The 21333-nt window shown below is 69.7% G+C and carries 23 protein-coding genes; 17 read left to right on the forward strand and 6 right to left on the reverse strand.

Features of this window, described 5'->3' with window-relative positions:
* Positions 1 to 31 precede the first annotated feature (31 nt).
* Positions 32 to 754, forward strand: a complete 723-nt coding sequence (locus ABZ656_RS29485) for a hypothetical protein (RefSeq protein WP_360271529.1) — start codon at positions 32 to 34, stop codon at positions 752 to 754.
* 774 nt (positions 755 to 1528) lie between these two features.
* On the opposite strand, the gene ABZ656_RS29490 is transcribed toward ABZ656_RS29485, so the two are convergent.
* Positions 1529 to 1903 (reverse strand): hypothetical protein, encoded by a 375-nt coding sequence (locus tag ABZ656_RS29490; protein ID WP_360271531.1) that lies wholly within the window; start codon positions 1901 to 1903, stop codon positions 1529 to 1531.
* A gap of 794 nt (positions 1904 to 2697) precedes the next feature.
* On the opposite strand from ABZ656_RS29490, the gene ABZ656_RS29495 reads away from it, so the two are divergent.
* The 5 genes from ABZ656_RS29495 to ABZ656_RS29515 all read left to right on the forward strand — a co-directional run bounded on the left by ABZ656_RS29495 (position 2698) and on the right by ABZ656_RS29515 (position 6710).
* Positions 2698 to 4092, forward strand: a complete 1395-nt coding sequence (locus ABZ656_RS29495; RefSeq protein ID WP_360271533.1) for a replication-relaxation family protein — start codon at positions 2698 to 2700, stop codon at positions 4090 to 4092.
* A gap of 90 nt (positions 4093 to 4182) precedes the next feature.
* A complete protein-coding gene (locus tag ABZ656_RS29500; protein WP_331756869.1) occupies positions 4183 to 4479 on the forward strand; it encodes a hypothetical protein in 297 nt (98 codons plus the stop codon).
* A gap of 93 nt (positions 4480 to 4572) precedes the next feature.
* Positions 4573 to 4767, forward strand: a complete 195-nt coding sequence (locus ABZ656_RS29505) for a hypothetical protein (protein WP_360271535.1) — start codon at positions 4573 to 4575, stop codon at positions 4765 to 4767.
* Between the two features lie 410 nt (positions 4768 to 5177).
* Positions 5178 to 5813, forward strand: coding sequence for a GNAT family N-acetyltransferase (locus tag ABZ656_RS29510; protein ID WP_360271537.1), 636 nt, complete (start codon positions 5178 to 5180; stop codon positions 5811 to 5813).
* Between the two features lie 360 nt (positions 5814 to 6173).
* Positions 6174 to 6710: an AAA family ATPase gene (locus tag ABZ656_RS29515; protein ID WP_360271539.1), complete on the forward strand. Its 537-nt coding sequence runs from the start codon at positions 6174 to 6176 to the stop codon at positions 6708 to 6710.
* Between the two features lie 297 nt (positions 6711 to 7007).
* On the opposite strand, the gene ABZ656_RS29520 is transcribed toward ABZ656_RS29515, so the two are convergent.
* The 3 genes from ABZ656_RS29520 to ABZ656_RS29530 all read right to left on the reverse strand — a co-directional run bounded on the left by ABZ656_RS29520 (position 7008) and on the right by ABZ656_RS29530 (position 9018).
* Complete coding sequence (locus ABZ656_RS29520) at positions 7008 to 7358, reverse strand: hypothetical protein (protein WP_360271541.1); 351 nt, start codon at positions 7356 to 7358, stop codon at positions 7008 to 7010.
* Positions 7359 to 7699: 341 nt separating this feature from the next.
* Positions 7700 to 8233 carry a DUF6233 domain-containing protein gene (locus ABZ656_RS29525; protein ID WP_360271579.1) on the reverse strand — a complete coding sequence of 178 codons (534 nt, stop codon included), beginning with the start codon at positions 8231 to 8233 and terminating at the stop codon, positions 7700 to 7702.
* Positions 8234 to 8346: 113 nt separating this feature from the next.
* The gene (locus ABZ656_RS29530; protein ID WP_360271543.1) at positions 8347 to 9018 is read right to left on the reverse strand and encodes a hypothetical protein; all 672 of its coding nucleotides are present in this window, start codon (positions 9016 to 9018) and stop codon (positions 8347 to 8349) included.
* Between the two features lie 157 nt (positions 9019 to 9175).
* On the opposite strand from ABZ656_RS29530, the gene ABZ656_RS29535 reads away from it, so the two are divergent.
* Both ABZ656_RS29535 and ABZ656_RS29540 read left to right on the forward strand, forming a co-directional pair.
* Entirely contained in the window at positions 9176 to 11107 is a 1932-nt protein-coding gene (locus ABZ656_RS29535; protein ID WP_360271545.1) for a DUF87 domain-containing protein, read from the forward strand.
* 79 nt (positions 11108 to 11186) lie between these two features.
* Entirely contained in the window at positions 11187 to 11999 is an 813-nt protein-coding gene (locus tag ABZ656_RS29540; protein ID WP_360271547.1) for a hypothetical protein, read from the forward strand.
* Between the two features lie 136 nt (positions 12000 to 12135).
* Here the strand turns inward: ABZ656_RS29540 and ABZ656_RS29545 are convergent, their stop codons facing one another.
* Positions 12136 to 13734: a PIN domain-containing protein gene (locus tag ABZ656_RS29545; RefSeq protein ID WP_360271549.1), complete on the reverse strand. Its 1599-nt coding sequence runs from the start codon at positions 13732 to 13734 to the stop codon at positions 12136 to 12138.
* Between the two features lie 282 nt (positions 13735 to 14016).
* On the opposite strand from ABZ656_RS29545, the gene ABZ656_RS29550 reads away from it, so the two are divergent.
* The 9 genes from ABZ656_RS29550 (at position 14017) to ABZ656_RS29590 (ending at position 18259) form a co-directional block, all read left to right on the forward strand.
* The gene (locus tag ABZ656_RS29550) at positions 14017 to 14349 is read left to right on the forward strand and encodes a hypothetical protein (RefSeq protein ID WP_360271551.1); all 333 of its coding nucleotides are present in this window, start codon (positions 14017 to 14019) and stop codon (positions 14347 to 14349) included.
* Positions 14339 to 14848: a sigma-70 family RNA polymerase sigma factor gene (locus ABZ656_RS29555; protein ID WP_360271553.1), complete on the forward strand. Its 510-nt coding sequence runs from the start codon at positions 14339 to 14341 to the stop codon at positions 14846 to 14848. Before ABZ656_RS29550 ends, ABZ656_RS29555 begins: the two co-directional genes overlap by 11 nt.
* The gene (locus tag ABZ656_RS29560; protein ID WP_360271555.1) at positions 14820 to 15326 is read left to right on the forward strand and encodes a DUF742 domain-containing protein; all 507 of its coding nucleotides are present in this window, start codon (positions 14820 to 14822) and stop codon (positions 15324 to 15326) included. The genes ABZ656_RS29555 and ABZ656_RS29560 overlap by 29 nt, the downstream gene beginning before the upstream one ends.
* A gap of 69 nt (positions 15327 to 15395) precedes the next feature.
* Entirely contained in the window at positions 15396 to 15803 is a 408-nt protein-coding gene (locus ABZ656_RS29565; protein ID WP_360271558.1) for a hypothetical protein, read from the forward strand.
* 158 nt (positions 15804 to 15961) lie between these two features.
* Entirely contained in the window at positions 15962 to 16228 is a 267-nt protein-coding gene (locus ABZ656_RS29570; protein ID WP_360271561.1) for a hypothetical protein, read from the forward strand.
* Complete coding sequence (locus ABZ656_RS29575) at positions 16197 to 16730, forward strand: DUF6879 family protein (RefSeq protein ID WP_360271564.1); 534 nt, start codon at positions 16197 to 16199, stop codon at positions 16728 to 16730. Before ABZ656_RS29570 ends, ABZ656_RS29575 begins: the two co-directional genes overlap by 32 nt.
* 17 nt (positions 16731 to 16747) lie before the next feature.
* Positions 16748 to 17596 (forward strand): helix-turn-helix transcriptional regulator, encoded by an 849-nt coding sequence (locus ABZ656_RS29580; protein ID WP_360271567.1) that lies wholly within the window; start codon positions 16748 to 16750, stop codon positions 17594 to 17596.
* Between the two features lie 94 nt (positions 17597 to 17690).
* Positions 17691 to 17873, forward strand: a complete 183-nt coding sequence (locus ABZ656_RS29585) for a hypothetical protein (RefSeq protein WP_360271570.1) — start codon at positions 17691 to 17693, stop codon at positions 17871 to 17873.
* The gene (locus ABZ656_RS29590; protein ID WP_360271573.1) at positions 17870 to 18259 is read left to right on the forward strand and encodes a DUF6415 family natural product biosynthesis protein; all 390 of its coding nucleotides are present in this window, start codon (positions 17870 to 17872) and stop codon (positions 18257 to 18259) included. Before ABZ656_RS29585 ends, ABZ656_RS29590 begins: the two co-directional genes overlap by 4 nt.
* A gap of 115 nt (positions 18260 to 18374) precedes the next feature.
* Here ABZ656_RS29590 and ABZ656_RS29595 read toward each other — a convergent pair whose 3' ends face one another.
* The gene (locus ABZ656_RS29595; protein WP_360271576.1) at positions 18375 to 20762 is read right to left on the reverse strand and encodes a Helicase associated domain protein; all 2388 of its coding nucleotides are present in this window, start codon (positions 20760 to 20762) and stop codon (positions 18375 to 18377) included.
* Positions 20763 to 21333 lie beyond the last annotated feature (571 nt).

A 21333-nucleotide genomic window follows, 5' to 3' on the forward strand; every position in this document is an offset into this window, starting at 1 on the left:
CGCCAGGTTCACCCTGCATTGGAGCGCCACGTTGACCTACCAGGCCCGCGAACTGAACCTGACCGATCCGACGAACGGCTACCTGCACTTCGTCGTCTACACCGAGCCACGGCTGAGCATCGCCTCCAACTCACTGAACGCCGACGTGTCCATCGAGAGGCAGACCCCTCTCGCGCAGGAGTGGCTGGGCAGACTGGTGCGCTGCGAGCCCAACGCCCTGCACTGCACGCTCGTGGAGCAGCAGAAGATCCCGACCCTGTTCCACCCGTGTGTGGAGGAGGACAAGGACAGTCCGTCAGCCGTTGCCGGGTCGGGCTGCGTGTGCCGCCGGACCTTCTACGACCCCGAGTTCGGGCTGCCCGTCGTGGGCAAGCACTTCAAACACCGGGGCGAGGGAGGCACGGACCAATGGACCTACCAGACGTACGCCCCGCTTGATCTGCGCCCCGAGGACACCTTCAGCCGCTTCATCGTCAGCGGGGGCCTGTTCTGGGCCCGGACAGAGAAGGGGCTCCTGTCGATCCTGCCGCAGCAGAACGCCCTCGGGTACAACGTCGGCTACAGCGGCGGCGGCCCGCACGCCCTGGCCGCCTACCTCACCCAGGTCGCCGCCACCAACGGGGAGAACACGGCCGCCGGCACCCCGTACGAGGAGGCGCACCCGGCGATCCTCGCCTGGACCCAGAGCAGCGCGGCGGACCGCGGCACGAACGAGCTGACGCTGCACGACCTCAAGACGATGCAGCAGGCCTGACCGCCGCCGTACACACCGACGCCCACGGACCAGACCCCCGTGGGCGTCCGTGCGTACCCCTCCGGTACGCCGGGCCGGCTGCCCGGCTCCGCCCTGCGGGACAGCTGACGAAGTCACCGAGCCAATAGCCGGGACGCGACCGGCGGTCGGGCCCCGGCGCCGACCGGGAGGGGCGAGAGCGCGGGGACCGACTCATCAAGCACGGAGGCCCACATGGTTGAACCGATCCCGCCAGAGCTCTCACCGACGCAACGAGCGCGCCTGAAGCAGCTCACCAACGCGGTCCGACTGCGAGCGGCGCTATACCCTCCGCCGAAGCCGCCGCAGCGCCGCCGCTGCATGCGGCAGTACCCCCGGAGGCCGCCCGAACCCGTGGCGATCCGCGCGTCACCGCATGCGCCGCCGGAGATGAACCGAATGACGCAGTGCGCACCGCCCCGGCGATGAACCGCGTCGCGCGCACCGAGGCACGCCACGAAGAACTTCATCCTGCGCACCGGTGCGCGCACCGGCGATGACGTTCACTCCCGGCCGCCGCACCGGTGCGCATCCTGTACCACGATGCGCACCGCCTGTGGCGAGTGCACGGCATCGTGCGCACCGGTTGGGGAGTGCACAGCATCCGGTGCGCACCGCCGGTGGGGGAGTGTGTTGCATCGCGCACAACACAACGCGCCTCGCGTGCCCGGCGCGCACTGGTGCGCCTCTGACTCCGGGCGATGGCGCGGGTGGAGTGCCGGGCACCGCGGGCCGGTGCGCCCGGGCCAGCCGGGATCAGGGTGTCGGCTTGCCATTGGACCAGCCGCTCACGGAGTCCAGGCGGCCACGCCAGAAGGGCAGCGCTATCGGGCTGTCGGTCGGAGCGAGCAGGGTGACGTTCTTCAGATGGATGAAGCGCGGCAGACCGTCACCTTCGGACTGCTCGGAGCCTTCTGCTTCCTGGACCTTGGCCGATGCTGAATCGACGGCATCCGGGAAGGTCCCGTACGCCCCCGCTTCGACGCCCCCCTCCGTCATGAGGAACTCCGTCCACAAGCCCTTCCAGGTTTGGCGAGTGACGAGCTGCCCGTAGATGACCCCGCTGCTCGTGCTCAGGGTGATGCTCATGCTTGCGCCAGGGTCATTGTGCTCCAAGAGCTTGATCAGCATCTGAAGGTAGAGATCGTGGATGGGCTCAGTGACGACGATGCTGTTGCCCTCGGTGTTGCTCGCGGGGTCCCCTCCCGCACGGGCCCACCTGACCATCGGTGAGCCATGTGGGCAGAACCGTACCGGGGACCTGCTGGATACGGTCGGTTCGCGGGGCAGGCCCAGGAGGCCGCCAGGGGGTGCTGGGCGGTGTGACATCGGCTACGGACGAACCGTCCGGTCAAGGGGTGGTCAAGGGGTAAAACGGACACCGTGGGCCGGGGTGACCAGGTCACGGACAAGGGGTGATCCCGCAGGGTGGCACCCGTCCCGCACGCGCCGGGTGCGCGCGGGACGGACCAACAGCCGCCCGCCCCGGCCCTGGTGCCGGAGAAACGCGAGGACATCGTGCCCACGCCGCCCGTGCCCGGCCCCGCCACCCCTTCCCGCCGCCGTGCCCTTCCGGGATCCTGGAGCCCCACCCGCCGCCCGGACCTTGCTGTCCTGCCCGGTCTGGCCCGCCGGCCCAGGTGCTGGGCAAGCCCGGGTGAGCTCCTGCCGCCGGCGCTTCCGGTTCCACTGCCGATGCCACTTCCGTGCCCAGCTCCCGCGCACCTTGCGTTTCCGCAGGTCACCACGCCTTTCCGGGACCGCTCCGGATCGTCACAACCCTCTTCTCTACTCCTGACCCTGAAAGAACTGAAGGGAATGTCGGTGGGGGAGGAGATCATCGGGTTCGGGGGCCCGGTGCCCTCTGCGGCCGGGGGCCGGCGCCCGGCCGGTGGCCGGACGCGGACGGTGGGAGGGCGGGGCTGATGGCGGGCAAGCGCAGGGTGAACGAGGCGGGATCGTCGAACGGCCTGCGTGCGGATGTGCTGTGCGTGCTCGGGGTGCTCAAGGTCGCGACCGCCGACCAGATACAGCGGCTGGCCTCACCGCACCTGACCTACCGGCACACGACGAAGGAGACGGCGTCTGCGCGGAAGGAAGCGCGCACTGCCTCCCACCGAGGTGCGGCGAACGATCTCCGTCGTCACGGCCTGTCCGTCGACGGCGGCCGCACCCGGGGCGGGGAGGAGGTCCGGCTGCTCACCGCGGCCGGGCTGGCCGCCGCCGCGATCGACCTGGACCGCGAGCCGGAAGAGATGGGTGGCATGCCCAAGAGCGCGGGCCGCTCCGGTGCCTCGCACCCGATGACGGTGAACGAGACCGTCATCGCGCTGATCCGCCCGAAGCCCGACCTCGACCGGCTCACCGAGCAGCCAGCCGAAGCACGGGCAGCCGCGCGGGCTGCCGTTGACGCACCCGACGGGATCGGCACCATCACCTCCTACGCCACCGAGGTCGCGCTCCCGGTGAAGGGCACCTGGAAGAACCCCGCGATCGGCAGTGCCCGCGCCGACGTCGTCCTGACCGCGCCAGAGGCTGGTGTGCCGCTGCTGTTCATCGAGGTCGACAACTGCACCGAGGAAGCCGTGCTGATCGGCAGGAAGTTCGACAAGTACGCCCGGTTCTTCAAGAGGAAGGAGAAGGACACCGACGGCATCGAGAAGCCGATGTGGCGCACCCGCTGGTCCGCACCCGCCTGGGAGGGGTACGAGCGGGTGCACCCGCCGGTCCTACTGGTCTTCCACCAGGTCGGCAAGCGCTCCGCCAAGAGCCAGATGCAGACGGTCGCTGACCTCACCCGCGACCACTGGCAAGGCCGGTGGCACGGAGAGGACGGCTACCACTCCTACGACGGCTGCATTCCGATCGTGGCGACCACGCTGGATCTGCTGCGTGAGAGCGGCCCGGCCGGGCCCGCGTTCTGGCGCTTCGGCCGCGACCACCGCGAGCCGCTGCTGGACGCGATCGGCAACCCCCGCCGGGACGCCGCCCTCGCCCGACGCCACCAGGCCGCCCGGGAAGAGCAACGACGCCGCGAGGAACGGGAAGCAGCGGAACGGGAAGCCCGGCGCCCCGCGTGCGCGGACTGCGGGAACAAGTTCACCGACGACCGATGGACGGCGGTCGACGTACGGGACTGGGGCCGGGGTCAGTCACACCCGCACCTGTGCGAGGACTGCCAGAGCCGGGCCGTCGCAGCCGAGCGGCAGGCCGAAGCCGATGAACGCGAGCGCCAGGAGCAGGAGCGCCTCCGCCAGGAGCAGGAAGCCGAGCAGGCCGCGCGGAAGGCCGGCGGCTGGCTCGGACGCTGGCGCACCTGACCCGGGCAAGCATTCCACCCGGCGGCGCGGGCAAGCCCACAGCGTCCTGGGCAGGCCCGCGTTGTCGGTGGCGGCTGCGACGCTGGACGGATGAACGGAGACGAGCAGCTGCTGCGCGGCCGGGTCTACGGCCACGACCACGACGACCCCGACCCCGGCCCCCTCCCGCACCAGACATACGCCGCGCTGATAGGCGGGCCGCTGGACGGACTGCTGCTGGACATCACGGGCTGGCGGCCGGAGGAAGTCGACGACGGCGCCGCCCTGCCCACCGAGCTGTCGCGGTGGCCCGGCGGCCGCGCCCTGTACGACCCGGACCCCGGCGAAGCCCGCACGCCCGGTCCGGGTGTGATGTGCCGCTTCTACTACTCCGGCGACACGCCCTGACCCGCCGCCTCCGGCCACCGGCGGGTCAGTGTGCTGCTGTCCTGCTGACCTCCACCAACTTGCTATGGCCTGCCTTCGGTCAACCGGCTGGCGGTGTTCTCGATCCACAGCAGCGTCCACTCGACTCCGGCCTGCCACCCCAGGCTCCGCACCGGCGTACCGGAGCTGAGCGAGCTGGTCCAGGCGCAGACCGACACGACCGGCTTCGTGGTCCTGCACCGGTGGGCGGAGATCCTGGAGCGCCACTTCCCGCCGGAGCTCCCCGACCCTGACCACGCCACCGAGTAGGTCCAGCCACAGGCCGACCAAGGCCCGGGGACGCCTGACCATGAGCCCGACCATGGCAGGTCAGCGGGTGGGTGTCCTCGCCGGCCGCCCGCGCGTGCACGGTCCGCGATTCCCCCTGAGGCCCCGGTCACCGTCAACACCTGCGGCCGCAGCAAACACAAGCTGGCCAATGGGAACGTCGACAAGGTCAGGCTCGCCTTCGCCGGCGAAGGATTCGAGCGCGCCCCCTGGGACCCCCGAGTCGAAAGAAATGCGCCATCATCCTCGCCTCCAGCGGCGTGATAACCGCCTTAGCCCTCAACCCGTACGGCCCTCCGCCCTACTGGTAACCGTGCCTCCGCGCTGGTCACCAGGTACCCCCTGGTGACCAGGGCGGAGGCACGGCCTACCCCAAACCCGAGAGGACGCTCGTGGGACGACACAAGCCTGGCAAGGTCCGACGCCGCCGCCCCGATGAACTGCCTGACAACATCCAGATCAGAGAGACCCGCCCCGGGGAAGGCAAGGCATTCACCGATCTCGCCGCGCTCGCCATGGAAGGACACGGCGACTTCGACGACCGCGAGGCCATGTGCGAAGCCATCGACGAAGGTGGCCCGCTCACCAGCCAGTTCGGAGCCGGACGGATCGTTTTCCTGGTCGCCGAACACACGCCCACCGGGTGCATCGTCGGCATCTCGTCCAGCATCCCGCCCCTGTCCGTCCTTGGCGGTATGGAGCGCAACGGAGCAGACCCCGTCGCCCTGGGAGCTACCGCTATGGCTTACGTCAAGCTCCGCGCCCTGGCCGTCGCAGACGACTACCGCCGCCAGGGCATCGCCTCCGCCCTTCTCACCAAGGCCCTGGCAATCCACCGTGATCACCGCGCGTTCTTGGCGTACGGGCAGTTCACCGCCGGGGATGCCACCCTGGCTCGGTTCTACCGGCGCCACGGATTCACCATCCACGCCCCGGGGGAGCCGGTCATCCTCCCTGGCAGCTCTAGGCACCCCGACGTCGGCGCCTCACCGCTCCCCGGCGAGCAAATGTTCTCGCGCACGATCTAACCCCGAACGCCTCTCCGGCCCCTGAAGCTTCAGGGGCCGGCGCATACGGCCACGGGTTGGCGGCCAGAGGAAGTCGGCGACGGCGCGGCCCTGTCCACCGAGCTCGGACAGTTCCCCGGCGGGCGGTCGCTGTACGACCCGCGCCCCGGCGGACCGCACACCCCGGGCCCTGGCGTGAGCTGCCGCTTCTACTACTCCGGCACGCCCTGACCACAGCCCCGACCACACCACCGAGTAGCCCGACCACGGCGCCGACCACGCTGTCGCCACCGACCATGACGCCGACCACGCTGCCGCGCGCCCCGTCCGTGGCAGGTCAGAACGCCCCTCGCCGTACCCGCCGACCGGTAGCGTGCCCGCGTGAGGGTGGGCACCGAAGAAACCAGACTGGTCGTGCTGCGCGGCAACAGCGCCTCGGGCAAGTCATCCATCGCGGCCGACATCCGCGAGAAGTTCGGCCGCGGCCTGGCCCTGGTCGGCCAGGACAACCTGCGTCGCATCGTGCTGCGCGAGCGGGACCGACCTGGCGCGGCCAACATCGGCCTGATCGACCTGACCGCCCGCTACGCCCTGGACGCCGGGTTCCACGTCGTGATGGAGGGCATCCTGTACGCCGACCGCTACGGCGACATGCTCGCCCAGCTGCGCGCCGACCATCGCGGCCCGACCCACGGCTACTACCTGGACGTGCCGTTCGAGGAAACCGTCGCCCGGCACGCCACCAAGCCGATCGCCGACGACGTCAGCGAGGCGCAGCTGCGGGACTGGTACCGGTCGTGTGATCTGCTGCCCGGTGGAGTCGAGACCGTCATCGGCGCCGACAGCACTCTCGACACGACCGTCGACCGCATCATGCTCGACACCGGCCTGGCCGGCCTCCCGGCCGTGGATCGCTGACACCGCCCGGCGAGCACATCGTTCGGTTGCGCTGGGCGTTGCGGTGGAGGTTGCGCCCACCTTCCCCGAGCCTCGGAGTCCGCGCAGGTCACCGCAGGCGTACGGCGTGGTCGGGCCGCTGACATCCCCGTTGCGACCCCCTTCGCCCATGCCCTGGCTGGAGTTGAGGAGTGGGAGGGCGGGATGGGCGGCGTGGACGCTGCCGGGGATCGGGGCGCGCTCGCCGGTGTTGCGCGCCGGGCGGGGCCGACGCGCCAGGGCCGCCGACGGTGCGGCGGCCGGGGAAGCGGTCGGCGGCTAGCTGGAGGCGTCGGCCATCTGCTGCTCGTGGTGGCGCTTGAGCGCGTCACGGGCTGCGAGGACGTCGGCCGGCGCGAACTCGCTCCAGTACGCGTGCGTGACGATCGCCGTGGCGAGTTCGACTTCCCGCGCCCGTAGCCGGGCGATCTCCGCCGCGTCCTGGGGATCCCAGCCGGGGGAGGCGGGCCGGGACGAGGGCCGCCAGGCGTTCTCGTGCATCTCCCACGCCTCCAGCGGTTCGGCCGACCACGGCACCCGCTGGTAGACCGTCCGCAGATCAGCGCGGACCTGACGGAGTTCGTCCTGAGCGTCGGTCAGGTCCTGGGGGAAGTCGTACGAAGCTGCCACGAGGCAAAGGTACTGCTGTTCGAACCGCGCTCCGGTCTGCCGCGCGGCAACATCTCCTGCGCCAACTCTTGCGTCTTCTCCTGCGGCAACTCTTGCGACTTCTCTTGCACGAGCCTCACCAACGCTGCCGCATCCGTGCAGGTCACCCCCACCGTACGGGCGTGGTCGGGCCTCTGACATCCCCGTAGCGACCGCTTTTGCCCATGCCCTGGCTGGAGTTAGAGGAGAGGGAGGGCAGGAATGGGCGGCGCGGCCGCTGCCGGGGATCGGGGCGCGCTCGCTGCTGTTGCGCGCCGGGCGGGGCCGCCGCGCCGGGGCCGCCGACGGTGCGGCGGCCGGGGTCAGGAGTCATCGGGGGCGGAGCCGGTGATGTGGTCGAAGCCACGGAGCAGAGGCGTCAGCTCCTGCGCGGCTCCGCACAGCGTGCACAGCCGGGTGCCCGGATGCTCTGCCGCGTCCAGGGCACGGTCCACATCGAGCAGCGGCGCGCCCGTCGGCGCTTCCTCGCAGTCCGGGGCGTGCAGGACGGAGCGGGCCGGGCCGCGGCCGTCGCGCAGCTTCGCAAGCACCCACCCCGAAGGCCGGCGCTCCCCGAGGACCTCCCGGACCACCGCCTGCGGCGACCGCTCCAGCTTCTCGGTGACGACCTGGTCGTAGTCGACGCCGCTGACCGGCCGTACGTGGTCGGGGGCGCGCACCCACACCCGGTACTCCGCCGCCTCCACACCGCCGTCCTCTCGATCTCGGAACGACGGCAGCCCTACGAGGTAGGCCCAGCCCGTCTCGGTCTGCCGCCGCTTCCACAATCGCGCGACGACTTCCTGCTGCTCAGTCCCGAGCAGGGGATCGGCGGGCAGCACGACCCGGACCGGCACAGGCGCGGATTCGGCAGCGTCGTCGGAGGGCGTAGTCACGGCCCCACGGTAGACACGCAGCCGGGCCCGGACCCCCAACGGAGGACCGGGCCCGGCGTGTGACCGGCGGGCGGTCACAGGTTGCTGGTGATGAACCGGTCGAACTTGTGCAGCCATTCCCCGTGCTCGGGGCTGCCCGGGGCGGGCACGGTCTGCAGGTCCTCGGGCATGGCGATCTCTTCTGGGGCCCACGTGCCGTCGTTGAAGTAGCAGGCCCATACGGCCTCGCGAGCGGAGTTGATGACGACGGCGCCCACGGCTCCGTCGTCGGCGAGCGCGCCTTCGTCCACGGCGGTGCGTCCGGTCTCGGTCGCCTTGCCGCTGCTGCGGAACACCTGGGTGGTCATGCCGTGCGGACGGCTCTTGCCGGTGAGGGTGTACAGGGTCCACTGGGTGCCGACGGCGTCCGGCCACCGCTTGCGGGCGGCCTGACGGGTGATCCCGGCGGCCTCGCCCAGGTCCGCGTAGGTGGCGGCAGCCCGGCCCGCGCGAGTGGCGGCGTCGGCGGCCAGCTCCCGCGCAGCGTTCCCGACTTCCGTGGCGACCTCCAGGTACATCAGGTGCACCGCCTTGGCGGCCGCGGAGGTGGGGGCGAGCGCGTTCGGGGTGGCGGGGCCCTCCTGCTCGCTGAAGCCCAGGAAGCGCATGCGCCTCTTCGTCTCGCGCCACACCTGGTCACGCACCTGCGCCCGGAAGGCGACCCGCTCCTCGATGGCCTCGCTGTCGAGCTCCCACATATCAACCATGCGACAACTGTAGGTCACGTAGGCGAGTTGCGACAACCAAAGTTTCAAATGGGTTTGGGGGCCGGATCGCTGGACTTTATCCACAGGTAAACCGTTTTACGGTTCGTGTCCGCTTCCGGGTGTGAGGTGCCGGGGCGCACACCGAAAGGCACGGTCGATGGCACAGACGAAGTTCGACAGGCAGGTGGAAGAGACAGCTGAAGCCGTCATGTTCGGCATCGGCCGGTTCCTGGGCGGCCGGGACATGGACGGCGTGAAGCGGACCGACGCCACGTTCTGGCAGCCCGGAACCCGCGTCCTGCCGAAGGTGGAGGGCAGTGTCTCCCGTTCGTCGTACCGGGCCGGGTGGCAGCGCCTCGCCTTCCGGATGACCGGCCTGAGCACGGCGACTGCGGGTGGCTGGGGGTTGTGGGAGCACCAGGAGACGGCGAGGGCCTGGTGGGAGAACCCGGACGCCGCCCCTCTCGTGGCCCTGCAGACGGGCGGGATCGGCGCGGCCTCCGTCGCGGCCGCGGGCGGACTCGCCTACGGACTCCTCACCCGCGAGCGCCGGGAGCTGATGCGGGAGTGGGTCGGCCCGCTGCACCAGGCGCTCGCGCAGCCGCTGGGGATCGCGGAGCAGACCGACCCGCGCCGCTACCTCCACGTCCCGAAGAACTTCAGTGACGACGACGCGTCCATACGCGTCGACCTGCCGGTGTCCTTGCGGTTCTCCCGCGACGTGGTCGCCGACCTCATCACCCAGAAACTCGCCCTCGAGGGCGTGACGTTCTCCTGGCACCCGGCCGGACGCAAGCCGTACGTGCTGGTGAAGAAGACCCGCCGCCCGCCGAAGAAGGCCGCCTTCAAGGACCCCAAGGTGCGGGACCTGGTGGCCAAGGCCCCGGAGTCCGCGCCGGTCATCGGCATCGGCACCAGCGGCAAAACGGTGTCGGTCGACCTGGACGCCGATTCGCCGCACATCCTGGTCAACGCCTCCACCGGTGGCGGCAAGTCGGTGACCCTGCGCTGCATCACCTGCCAGATGCTCCACAACGGCTCACAGGCGTACATCCTCGACTACAAGCGGATCTCCCACCCCTGGGCGCGCGGCATCCCGGCCGTCACCTACTGCGCCGACATCGCCGACATCCACGACGCCCTCATTCAGCTCGGCTGGGAAGGCCGGCGCCGGGTGCGCGTCGCCGACGAACTCGGCATCGACGCCGACCCGGACGCCATCGGCCCGCGGCTGCTGATCCTCCTCGAAGAGGTCAACGCCACGATGAAGCAGCTCGCCCGCTACTGGGAGCGGACCCGCGAGTCCGGCGACCCGAAGGTCTCCCCGGCGATCGACGCGCTCAACGAGGTCCTCTACATGGGCCGCCAGGTCCGCATGCACGTGCTCCTGGTCGCGCAGTCCGCGACTGCCCGCGCCCTCGGGGGCCCGGAGGTCCGCGAGCAGTTCGCCACCCGCATCCTCGCCCGCTACAGCCTGAACGCCTGGCGCATGCTCGCCCCCGAGGTCCACCCCGCGCCGAAGTCCACCAAGCACCCCGGCCGCGCCCAGGTCGTCATCGGCGGCACCGCGAGCGAGACGCAGGTGCTGTTCTTCACCGACGCCGAAGCCCGCGAGTGGGCCACCACCGGCCCGCAGCCCACCGCGAACGCGAAGACACGGCCAGCCATCCCGCCCCACCCCGCCCCCGTACAGCTCCAGAAGGCCGCTGACAGCCCCGCCACTGCCACCGTGGACGATGCGCCGCCGACCCTGCCCACCACCCAGGAGGTGGCCGCTCAGACCGCTCTGCCCACTGTCCAGGCCCTGGCCACCGACCCGGACGACACGGTCCCGGCAGCGACGTCGCCGACGTCGCCAGCGACCCCGGCCGCGGTCGACGACGACCAGGCGGTGGGGCTGCGCCAGGCCCACGAACACCACCTGCCGGAGATCACCCTCGCCGCCCTGCGCTACGCCCGCGCCCACGACCCCAGCTTCCCGGCCCCGGCGGGCAAGCGCGGCGCCGAACTCCTCTACCGCGTCGGCGATCTGAAGCGCTGGGCACGCAACCGGCCCCGCGCTGCAGTCGGCACCACCGACCTGGACTGAACCGCCACCGTCCAGCCCGGCCTGGAGAACACCCGGTTCACCAGGCGCACCTCACCCCCTTTGGAAGGAACGGCCCACCATGACGAAGAAGACGATGCTCCCGGACCTGCTCCGCCTCACCGCCCCCGTGCGCGAGGCGCTGGACGTCCTGCCCGCCGCGATGGCGGTGATCGGCATCGGCACCGACGGGCAGCCGGTCACCGTCGACCTGGACGGCGCCCCGCACGTCCTGATCTCCACGTGCAGCGGTGGCGGAAGCTCAACGATCCTGCGCACCCTCACCGCCCAGCTCCTGCACCACGGCGCCCACGCCCTGGTCCTCGACATGAAGCGGATCTCCCAGCCGTGGGCGCGCGAGCTGCCGACGGTGACGTACCGCGCCGACGTCGCCGACATCCACGACGCCTTGGTCGGCCTTGCCACCGAGCTCCGGCGCCGCATCGACGTCGCCGACCGCCACGGCTCCGACGCCGGACTGCTGCGCCTGGTCGTCGTGTTCGAGAGCGGCGACGCCACCCTGCGACGGCTGGCCCGCCACTGGGAGAACGTCCGTCGGCCGGGCGACCCGAAGGTGTCCCCGGCCTTGACCGCGCTGACCGACGTCCTATTCGCCGGCGCCATCGCCCGCATCCACGTGCTCTTCGACGGCGACCCCACCCTCAGCGTCCTCGGACCGGAAGGCCGCGAGCAGTTCTCCACCGTCATCCTGGGACAGGTCACCACCGGAACCTGGCGCAAGTTCGCCCTGGCGGCCGGCCCCGCCCCCAAGCACCGCGGGCGCCCGCACCGGGGCTGCGTCCACGTCGTACGGCACGGCGACACCATCCGCCAGGCGCAGGTGCTGACCCTGACCGACCCCGAAGCCCTCGGGCGGGCCACCGGCGCCTCCTGACCGGGGCGGAACACGCTACGGGCCCCGGGGGAGAAGACATCCCCGGGGCCCGGCGTATGAGTCGTGGCTGTTCAACACCGTGAGGCGTCCGTGTCACGCGATAGCCGACGGCTGCCAGATGGCGACGGCCGCCTTGTCATTCAGGTTGGCCGCTACCGTCGGTATCCGGTTCATCTTTGGGACTGTCTTCGCCGACACCTGAGGGTTCCAACTGCTCTGCATCCTCCTCGGACGTATCGTCACCAGCGTTCGGGTGCGGCGCCGCGGTGGCGATGTCGAGCTTCGGCATGGAGTCGGCGAGCTGCCGGGCGAGCCGTGTCGCCGGCGTGTCGATCAGCGCCTGTAGCGCTGCCTGGTTTTCGACGAGCTGCCGGGCGAGTTTTTGCGCCGGGTTATCGATCAGGGCCTGTAGCGCTGCCTGGTTTTCGGCGAACTGCCGGGCGAGTTTTTGCGCCGGGTTATCGAACAGAGTTTGTAGCGCGGCTCGGTCTGCGGCGAGCTTCTGGGCGAGCCTTGCCGCCGGGTTGTCGACCAGTGCTTGGAGCGCTGCGTGGTCGGCGGCGAGCTTCCGGGAAAGCTGATTGGTGGCCAGGTCGAGGCTACGCAACGAGGGCGAGAGATCCTGGGCGACCAGGCGATCGATCGAGGACTGTGCAGCGACCACATTCCGCTTCGCACCTGCGGCAACGCCAGCGACGCGCTTCTTGAGACCCTGCAAAATCTTCATGCACGGCTCGTCGCCAGTGTCCGGTGGTGATGGATCCTCCGTCACGAGAAGAGTGGGCGCCGCATCACCCTCGGCGGTCGAAAAGAGGACCTTCATCTGCCATACACAGGCGATGTACCGCGGCTTCGCTTCCTCCCCGTTGAGAGCGAGGCCGTACAGCAGCCAGCTGGCCTTGGCCGTGTACCAGACGTCGCCCTCGATCTCGTGTCCGGTGACGTCCGTGACGCTGAGGAGATCCACCTCGGGTGAAGCGAGCCACTCACGCCACTCCACCGCGACGTCGGAGGTCCCCAGGCCGGCGAATCCCGTGGGCGAGCTGAGAACCTCTACGGCCGTCTGAGCAACCCGCTCCCGCACAGGCAGCGACCTCAGGAGCTCACCCGCCGCGGCTTCCGCGTCCGTCCCGGACACCTCTTTGGTGAACTGGGAGACGACCTGGTCGAAGTCCTGCAGCAGGGTGAGCCGGTCTTCCACGCCGCGGATGTCGTCGTTCATCGGGTACGGGTAGCCGGTCCCGTCGCTGAAATCCTTGCTGTTGTTCGTGACGAAGTGGACGTGCTGGCCCGGGTTCTGTTCGAGGAATTCCAGGACGGAGAACCAGATCGCCGCATCACGGCCGCCCTCGGAGTGATCCTTGACGCGTTTCGCCGGCGGCAAGGCCATCGCTTCCCGCTGATACCCCCTGCGTATGGCCCCGTCGCTGGTCTCGATCACCTCGAAGATCTCTCCGTAGACCTCTCGCCAGTGATCCAGGAAGCGCTCCAGGTCCAGCGGCTCCAGCGAGCTCTCCGGCTCCCAGGGAAGGATGTCCCGCAGCCTCTCCAGGGTGTTCACGACCGCCTGGTGCTTGACCGGGTAGAGCTGTGCCTGATGAGCGGCCATTTCCTCCAGCACCATCCACGGCACGGCGACCCTGTGGTGTTTCGATTGCCGCAACTTCCGGATGATGTCGGCACGCGGTCCTTCAGGCGGCAGAAGGTTCACCGCGTTCGTATCAAAGATGATCAACCAGGCCTCCCCGTCTCAACGAGGAGGCAGTATCTCAATCTTCGTCGCCTTGTGGCCGCTCCCCCTGTCCCACCAGACGCAGGTGCTGTTTCGACGGTGATCCCACCCACAACGTCTTCGGTGCGGAGGGGAGCGAGCAGTTCTCCACCGTCGTCCTGGTGCGCGGACAAGACTGAGAGAGGACCGAGGCCGGCAGCGGGGCGAGCTGCCCTGACCCTGCGATTCCCGGCAGTGACCGGTGTCACATTTCATGCGAGCGGGATTCGCGGGCTCTAGAGAGGCATGACGGACAACAGCGCGCGGCTTCCTGGGCTGCCTGATTCCACTCCCGATCCTGTGGCCGGATCCGCTGAAGAGGAAGAGGTGCCCGGGCGGCCAGTCGTGACAGGGGCGGAGGAAAGCAGCCTGGGACGGAGTGAGATAGCGGGCCTGGTGCTGCTTATCAACTCCGTTCTCGGGGGCCTGGGCACCTTCTACGTAACCACCAAGTCGGCTACCGTCACGCTCGGTTCGGCCGTGCTGATCCTGCTGATCATCGTCGTGGTTCTTGCCGTGGGGCTCAGGAGCGGACGTGAGGCCCGTCCGGGTCGGAAGGACGATCGGAGTGGACGGTGAGTCCGACGGATACACGGCGTTCTTCCAGCGTCAGTACCCCAGGGTGGTCGCCATGCTGATCGCCTACCGTGGTTTCACCCCGGAGATCGCGGAGGACGCTGCGGCCGAGGCCATGACGCGCCTTCTCCTTCACTGGCGGAAGGTGTCCATGCCGCAGGCCTGGGTGAGAACCGTCGCGTTACGCCATGCCTGCCTTCTGAAGGGGAAGCAGCAGGCGGCCGTACTGCCCGACCGGGAAATCGTCGATCAGAGGGCAGTGGACGACCTTGCCGCGGTGGAACTGGCGTTGATCGCGGGCTCCGCGGTCGCGGCTTTGCCTCCGCGGCAGCGGGAAGTCATGACGCTGACGCTCGTCGACATGACACCGTCGGAGATCGCCGACGTTCTCGGATGCACCCCGGAACAGGCGCGGGGCAATCTCGCCCACGCGCGGCGGGCAGTCAGCAGTGCGATCCAGAAGGAGGCCGGCGATGGACCCGACACGCAGCGCCCTCGATGAGCCCGAGTCGGCTGACATCGACACCACCTACACCCAGCTCGTCGCCCGGTACTCCAGGCCGGAGACCGTCGCGGCCGCGCTTGAACGCGTAACGGCGGAGGCCCGCCGACGGAAGAACGCGGAGCGTGTGCTTGCTAGCCGGGCCGCCACGGTCGGCCTGGATCCTGAGAGCGGATCAGCCAGGCGACGCCACAGGCTCGCAGTGGAGGCGCTGGTGCGCAGCACGGCGGACCGTTCCCAGATTCACGGACTACTGCCCGAGCATGTGCGCATCTGGGAACTGTGCCGAGAGACCAAGTCGGTTGCCGAGATCTCAGCGCTTCTCCGCGTGCCTCTCGGTGTCGCGCGCATGCTCATCGCTGGCATGGCGGCGGCGGGACTGGTGGCCATCCATCAACCCGACGGAGCCGAGGCCATCGGCGGCCGGCTCGATGCGGGGCTGCTGGAGAGAGTGCTCAGCGGCCTCAGGAATCTCTGACCGCCGGGCAGGTTGCAGCGGGCGACGACGTACAACGCAGCCGTCACCCGGATGAGGAGCGGGAGCACCATGGACCCACGCGGCGGAAACCACGAGCAGCAGGCGCGCTACTTTGCGGGCCTGGCGGTGCCGGATGGCGCGGCGCTCACCGAGGCGCAGGAAGAGCTGGCACGGGCGGTGCTGGGGGTCGTGCTGCTGGCCGGCCTGCCGCCGTACAGCCTCGAGGCGGCAGCGGACGGTGAGGAGAGCGGGGTGGGCCTGGCCCCGGTCCCGGGCTGTCGTCATGCGCTGCGGGTGCTGTGGCGGCAGGATGCTACGGCTGTCCTCCACCTGCCCGCTGGGCTGGTCCACGCCCAGCAGGCCGCCATGCACCAGGCGCTGCGCTCGATCCTGTCTGCTCACCAGTTCTGGGTCGAACACGGACCCGCGGGGGAGGCCCCGGTCGTGCTCGGGCTCACCCGCCCCGGCGCCACGTGAGGCTGGGGCAGAGCGCCTCGTGTCATCTCCCTGGCACCGGGCCGTCGTTGTGCCGCCAGCGCAGGCGATGCGCCCTTGCGGGGGCTTGACCGTCGTCGCGTCGGCGCGGGACGGTCGGTGCGCAACTATCCGCAACCAGCTCGACAGGGGAGACCGTCATGACGTTACGGTTCGTCGGGATCGACCCGAACACCGGAGGCGGTGGATCGCCGACGGTGTGGGTCGAAGAGGAGAGCGCTGACCTGGTCCTTCAGGGCGAGGAAGCCGAAGAACTGCTGAAGGCACAGGTGAGCGGAACCGAGTGGGTGCCCGGCCATCAGGCGGGGATCCCGCCGCACGAGACGGTGATCCGGATTCCCGCCCGCATGGTGGCGATTCTGAGGGAGGCCTGTGATGTCGCAGAACAGCGTGCCGGACTTCGCTGAATTGCTGGGCGGCGCACAGCACACGGCCGTGCATCTGGAGATGCGCGACGTCTACGGCGTCGGCGATGAGGTCGAAGAGATCGACCGCTTCACCCGCACTGGCCAGATCACCCTGGATGCCACCGCCTCGTTCTGGCCCGAGTGGCTCGGCATCGTGAAGGACACCCTGGCCCGGGGTGTCGTCATGCGCCGCGCCCGGATCGTCTCCGAACCGGTCACCGACTACATCCGGTGGGAGCACGCCGTGACCCCGCTGAACCTGGGCGCAGGCGAACAAGTGCGCTGGCTGCCCAGGCGGCACGCCTCCGACATCCCCCTGCCGGGCAACGACTTCTGGCTGATCGACGACCGCCTCGCCGTGTTCCACTTCTTCACCGGCGACGGAGACTGGGCGAACCCCGGCTTCGAGTTCACCGAGGACCCGGCCGCGGTCAACCTGTGCGCCACGGCGTTCGAGACCGTGTGGGAGCGCGGAATCCCCCACGAGAAGTACACCGTCTGAACCCCCTGAGCAGCCACATGACCGCCTCCCCCTCCTCCAGCGCCCAGGGAGCCCGCGAAGCGCTCGCCGTGCGCTTGCAGCACCTGCGCAAGGACGCCGGCCTCACCGGGAAGGAACTCTCCGCCCGGTGCGGCTGGCACCCCGCCAAGACCACCCGCATCCAAAAAGGCGAGGCCCCGCCCTCCGACACGGACATCCGCATCTGGTGCGCGGCGTGCGGCGCCGACGACCAGGCCGACGACCTCATCGCCACCGCCCGCGCCGTCGACTCCATGTACCTGGAGTGGCGCCGCCTGCACCGCAACGGCATGCGCAAGGTCCAAGAGGACTTCTACGCCCTGTACGAGCGCACCCGCGTCTGCCGGTCGTACCTGTCCAACGTGCCGCCCGGGTTCCTCCAGACCCCCGGCTTCGCGACCGCCCTCATGAACCAGATCACCGCCTTCCAGGGCACGCCGAACGACGTCTCCGAAGCCGTCGCCGCCCGCGTCGCCCGCTCCCGGTTCCTCTACGAGGGCGGCCGGCTCTTCGTCGTCCTCATAGAGGAATCCGTCCTGCGCTTCCGCACCGCCGACCCCGACGCGATGCGCGGGCAGCTCCGCCACCTCCTGGCCGTGATGCCGCTGGCGTCCGTCTCGCTGGGCATCATTCCGTTCACCGCGCAGCGCACTGTGTGGCCGCTGGAGGCGTTCTACCTCCACGACGACTTCCAGGCCGTGGTGGAGACGCTCACCGCAGAGATCAACGTGACGCAGCCGCGCGAACTGGCCGACTACGCCAAGGCGTTCGCCGGACTCGCGGAGATGGCCGTGTACGGCGACGCGGCCCGCGACCTCATCCAGGCCGCGATCGACGCCCTGGAGTGAACTTCCGCAATTACCCGCAATTTCGTTGAGGAACGAGCGGCGGCCTCCGTAGCGTCGAACGCCACCGACGCACCCAGCAACGGAGGCGGTGCCCATGAGCGCACCCACACCCGCCGGGCCCGTAGAACAAGGACGCGGACTCCAGCCGCCCGCCTTCGGCCGGCCTTCCCCGGCGCTGATCGCCCGCGCCAACCGCGGTTACGCCCGCTTCCTCGCCACCACCGCTCCGGCCGCCCCAAGCGACGGCGGCCAGTGCGACGCGGCGAGGAAGCGATGAGCGGAGCTCACACCGTGCTTTACGACCCCCAGAGCCTGGTCGACGCCGAACTCCCGCTGGACCGCGCTCCGTACGAAGCGCTCGTCACCGCCGTCCTCGCGTGGCAGAACCCGAACCTCACGCCCGGTGACTTCGAGCAGATCGCCCTCCAGCTGACCGGTCACGCCCGTGCGGTCGCCGCCGACGTCCAGCGTCACGCCGCCGCCCTGCCGAAGAACGACGGCCGCGGCGCCCTCGCCGAAGTCATCCTCCGCGAAGCCGCCGGACGCCTCTCCGCACCGATACAGGGCACCGCACGCTGCGCCCAGAACCGCGCCCGGCTCGTACGGGCCCTCTACGAGAGGCTGGACCGCCTCACAGAACCCCTCCCGGCCGCCGCCACATAGCCCGAGGGGGAGCGGCCCGGATCCCAGTGCCTACACGCACTCCAGTGCGATGCCGCAGGCCCGGGACAGCGAAGGACCCCGGGCGCACACAGCACCCGGGGTCCGCTCGACAGCGTCAGGATGCCGCCCAGTTGAGCCCGAGGGCGGCCAGCGCGGCGAGCTTGTCAGCGGTCAGCTTCGCGCGGCGGCTCTTGCTGTTGCTGAGGAACACCCCGAGCTTGACCTCCGCGCCGCCCTCCAGCCGCTCTACGTGGGCCCTGGGGACCGTCACAGAGCCCTCCCGGGCCTTGTACTGCGCCAGGGCCGCAACGCCCCGCTCGAAGGCCCCCACGGGCGTCGTGGACGGCTTCCCGGGCTCCTCCGGCTCCGGGGCGAGCGGCGTGATGCCGAGCCGCTCCAGGCGCTCGCGCTGCCCGTCCGTCAGGGCCTGCCAGACCTCGGGCTTGCGCTGCCGGGCCAACCACTTCCCGATGTCCATCGCGTGGACCGTGAACCCGGGCAGAACCTCCGCCTGGCCCTCTTCGTCGGCCACCAGCTCGCGCAGCGCGGCGTAGTGCCGCTGCCACTCCGCCGGCCACGCCGGGTTCCAGTCCTCGTCGATCTCCTTGAGCGCGGTCTCCCACTCCGGGTGTCCCTCCAGCGCACCCGCGCGGCGCAGGTTGCTCAACCACTGCCCCACCGGCCTGTCCAGGGCCGCTGCCGACCTCGGAGCACAGAGGGTCCAGTGGTCCGCGTAGTACGCCTTCGCGGCCTCCAGGTTCTCCTGGAAGCGTTCGTCAGCGACGCTCCACACCATGCCGAGCTTCTCCAGCCGCCGCGCGCGCTGGCCGGTCATCTGCCCCGCCCCGTACGCCCTTCGCTGTTCCGCCACCCATGCCCCAAGCGGAAACGCGCCCTCCCGGTGTCCGTAGGGGCATCGGGCGTTCTGCTCACGCTCAGTGAACTTCTTCAGCGCCGCCCAGCCACGCGCCCAATCTTGCTTCTCCGTGTCGATCACGTTGAAGCTGACCCAGTCCGCGACCATCACCGGATCACGCGGCGCCGCGAAACGGAGCAACAGACGGGATTCTTCCTCGCCTTCCTCAGGTGCCGAACCGATGCTCACCGACGGCTGCGCCACGTCCTTCTGCGGCTCCTGCGGAATCGCGAGCAATTCCACGGCCTCTTCATCATGAGCCCGAAGACCTTCGAGCACCTTCACCAAAGGCCGATACGAACCCGAAGTGAACATGTCTTCCGGCTTCTCTCCCGGCTGGAGAAAAACCGGCACGATCAGAGAAGCCAACTTCCCTTGCCCCGGCTTCTGCCGCAAAGCACGCCCGATGGCCTGCACGATGTCGTGCGGCGCCCCCTTCGGGTCCAACAGGGCGACACTGTCCACCGCCCTGATATCGACACCCTCACCCAGGACACGACAGTTCGAAAGCACCGCACGCCAGGCGGTGGAGCCGAACTCCCCCAGCACGCCCCGCCGGCGCTCCGGGACATGCTCCCCGCACAGCCAGTCCGCCCAGACCTTCGCCGGATACCGTTCCGGCTGGTCAGCATGCAGCGTCGCCGCGACGCGCTCCAGGCCCTCCGCGTAAGCCTGAGCCTCTATCGTCCGGTGGTGGAAGGTGATGCACGTCTGGAGGTTGTGCTGCTGCATCGTGTGCAGAAGCGCGGCCTGGAGCGCCCCGAGCCGCTGCCCCCGCACCTCCTCGCTGCGCCGCTCCTCGCCCATCAGGCGCTCCGGCGTGACGACCGGGTCCTGGAGCTCCAGCACGATGATCTGGTACCGCGCCAGCAGACCGCGCGAGACGGCCGACGCCAGGCTGAGCTTGTACAGGACGGGCCCGAAGACCTTCTCGTCGTCCATGCTCGCCGCCATCTCCCTCGGCAGCGGATCCCGCACCCCCTCGGCAACCTCCCGGCTGAGCCGCTCTTCCCAGATCCGCGGCGTCGCCGTCAGGTACAGGCGGCGGTGCGCCGGGATGACGCTCTGGGCGTGGATGTCCGCCCATGCCTTACCCATCGAGCCGGAAGTCCTGTGGGCCTCATCGACTACCGCGAGGTCCATCGGGGCCAACTGTTGGCCGTAGACGCCCTCGAAAGCCTCAGCCAGGACACCGAGGCTGGCATAGGTCGCGTAGATGGTGACGGGCCCCTCGCCGTGCCACAGCGCCAGCTGCACGGGGTTCGTGGTGGAGCGCACCTTCATGCTCCACAGCTCCGGGTCGTCCTGGAGCGAGCACACCGCAACCGCCGGCCCCTTGTGCCCGGCCTCGTGCCACGCCTTCACGGTCTGCGCCAGGAGATCCAGCGTCGGCACCAAAACGAGAATGCGCCCCTTGGGAACAATCCGCTTAGCCGACGCGGCAGCAATAATCGTCTTCCCGGTGCCACACGCGGCGTGTACCTGGCCGCGCAGGCCATTGAAAGGGATACCGCCCGGCGGGATATCGAGACCGCGCACAATGGCGGCAACGGCCTCGATCTGGTGGTCACGCAGTTTCACGGCCATGTCCCGTGTTCTCCTTTTCGCGGAATGTGGCGCGTAATCAGAAAGGGAATCCCGGCGCAGTGGCTGCGTCCCGGGGGTGTGGTGTCTGTCCCCAGACTCTACACAGTGCATCACTGTGATGCATCATTCTTGCGCCAACTTTCACCCCCAGGGTGATACACGACCGAATCTCGCCCCGTAGCGGCCGGTTGTCCTGTATGCTGGTGGGGTGTTGTTGAGCCTACCCGTACGGGTCTTGGGAGTTGAGAAGGGGTCAGGGTGGAGCGCAGCGGAGCCCGTCACTGCAGTGGGGCCGGCACTCCGTCAGGCCGACGGTCCGTCACCTCCGTTGCGGGGGTGGTGGCTGGGATTCCCAAGCCCTACACAGGTGCGAATGTGATGCACCTCCCCTTGCTGCCAGCCCCGGCGACCGCGCTTGCGCGGGTGCCCTTCAATTCGCGCTTGCGCGAATTGACTTCCTTTCGGAATTCCGTTTGCGGAATTCCATTCCGGCGCTTGCGCCGGAATTCGAATTGCGCTTGCGCAATTCGCGCTCTATGCAGCGCGCCAGCGCTGCATATCCCGCTCCGCG

Origin of the sequence: Streptomyces sp. NPDC007095 (assembly GCF_040634475.1) — a bacterium.
Lineage (GTDB): Bacteria > Actinomycetota > Actinomycetes > Streptomycetales > Streptomycetaceae > Streptomyces.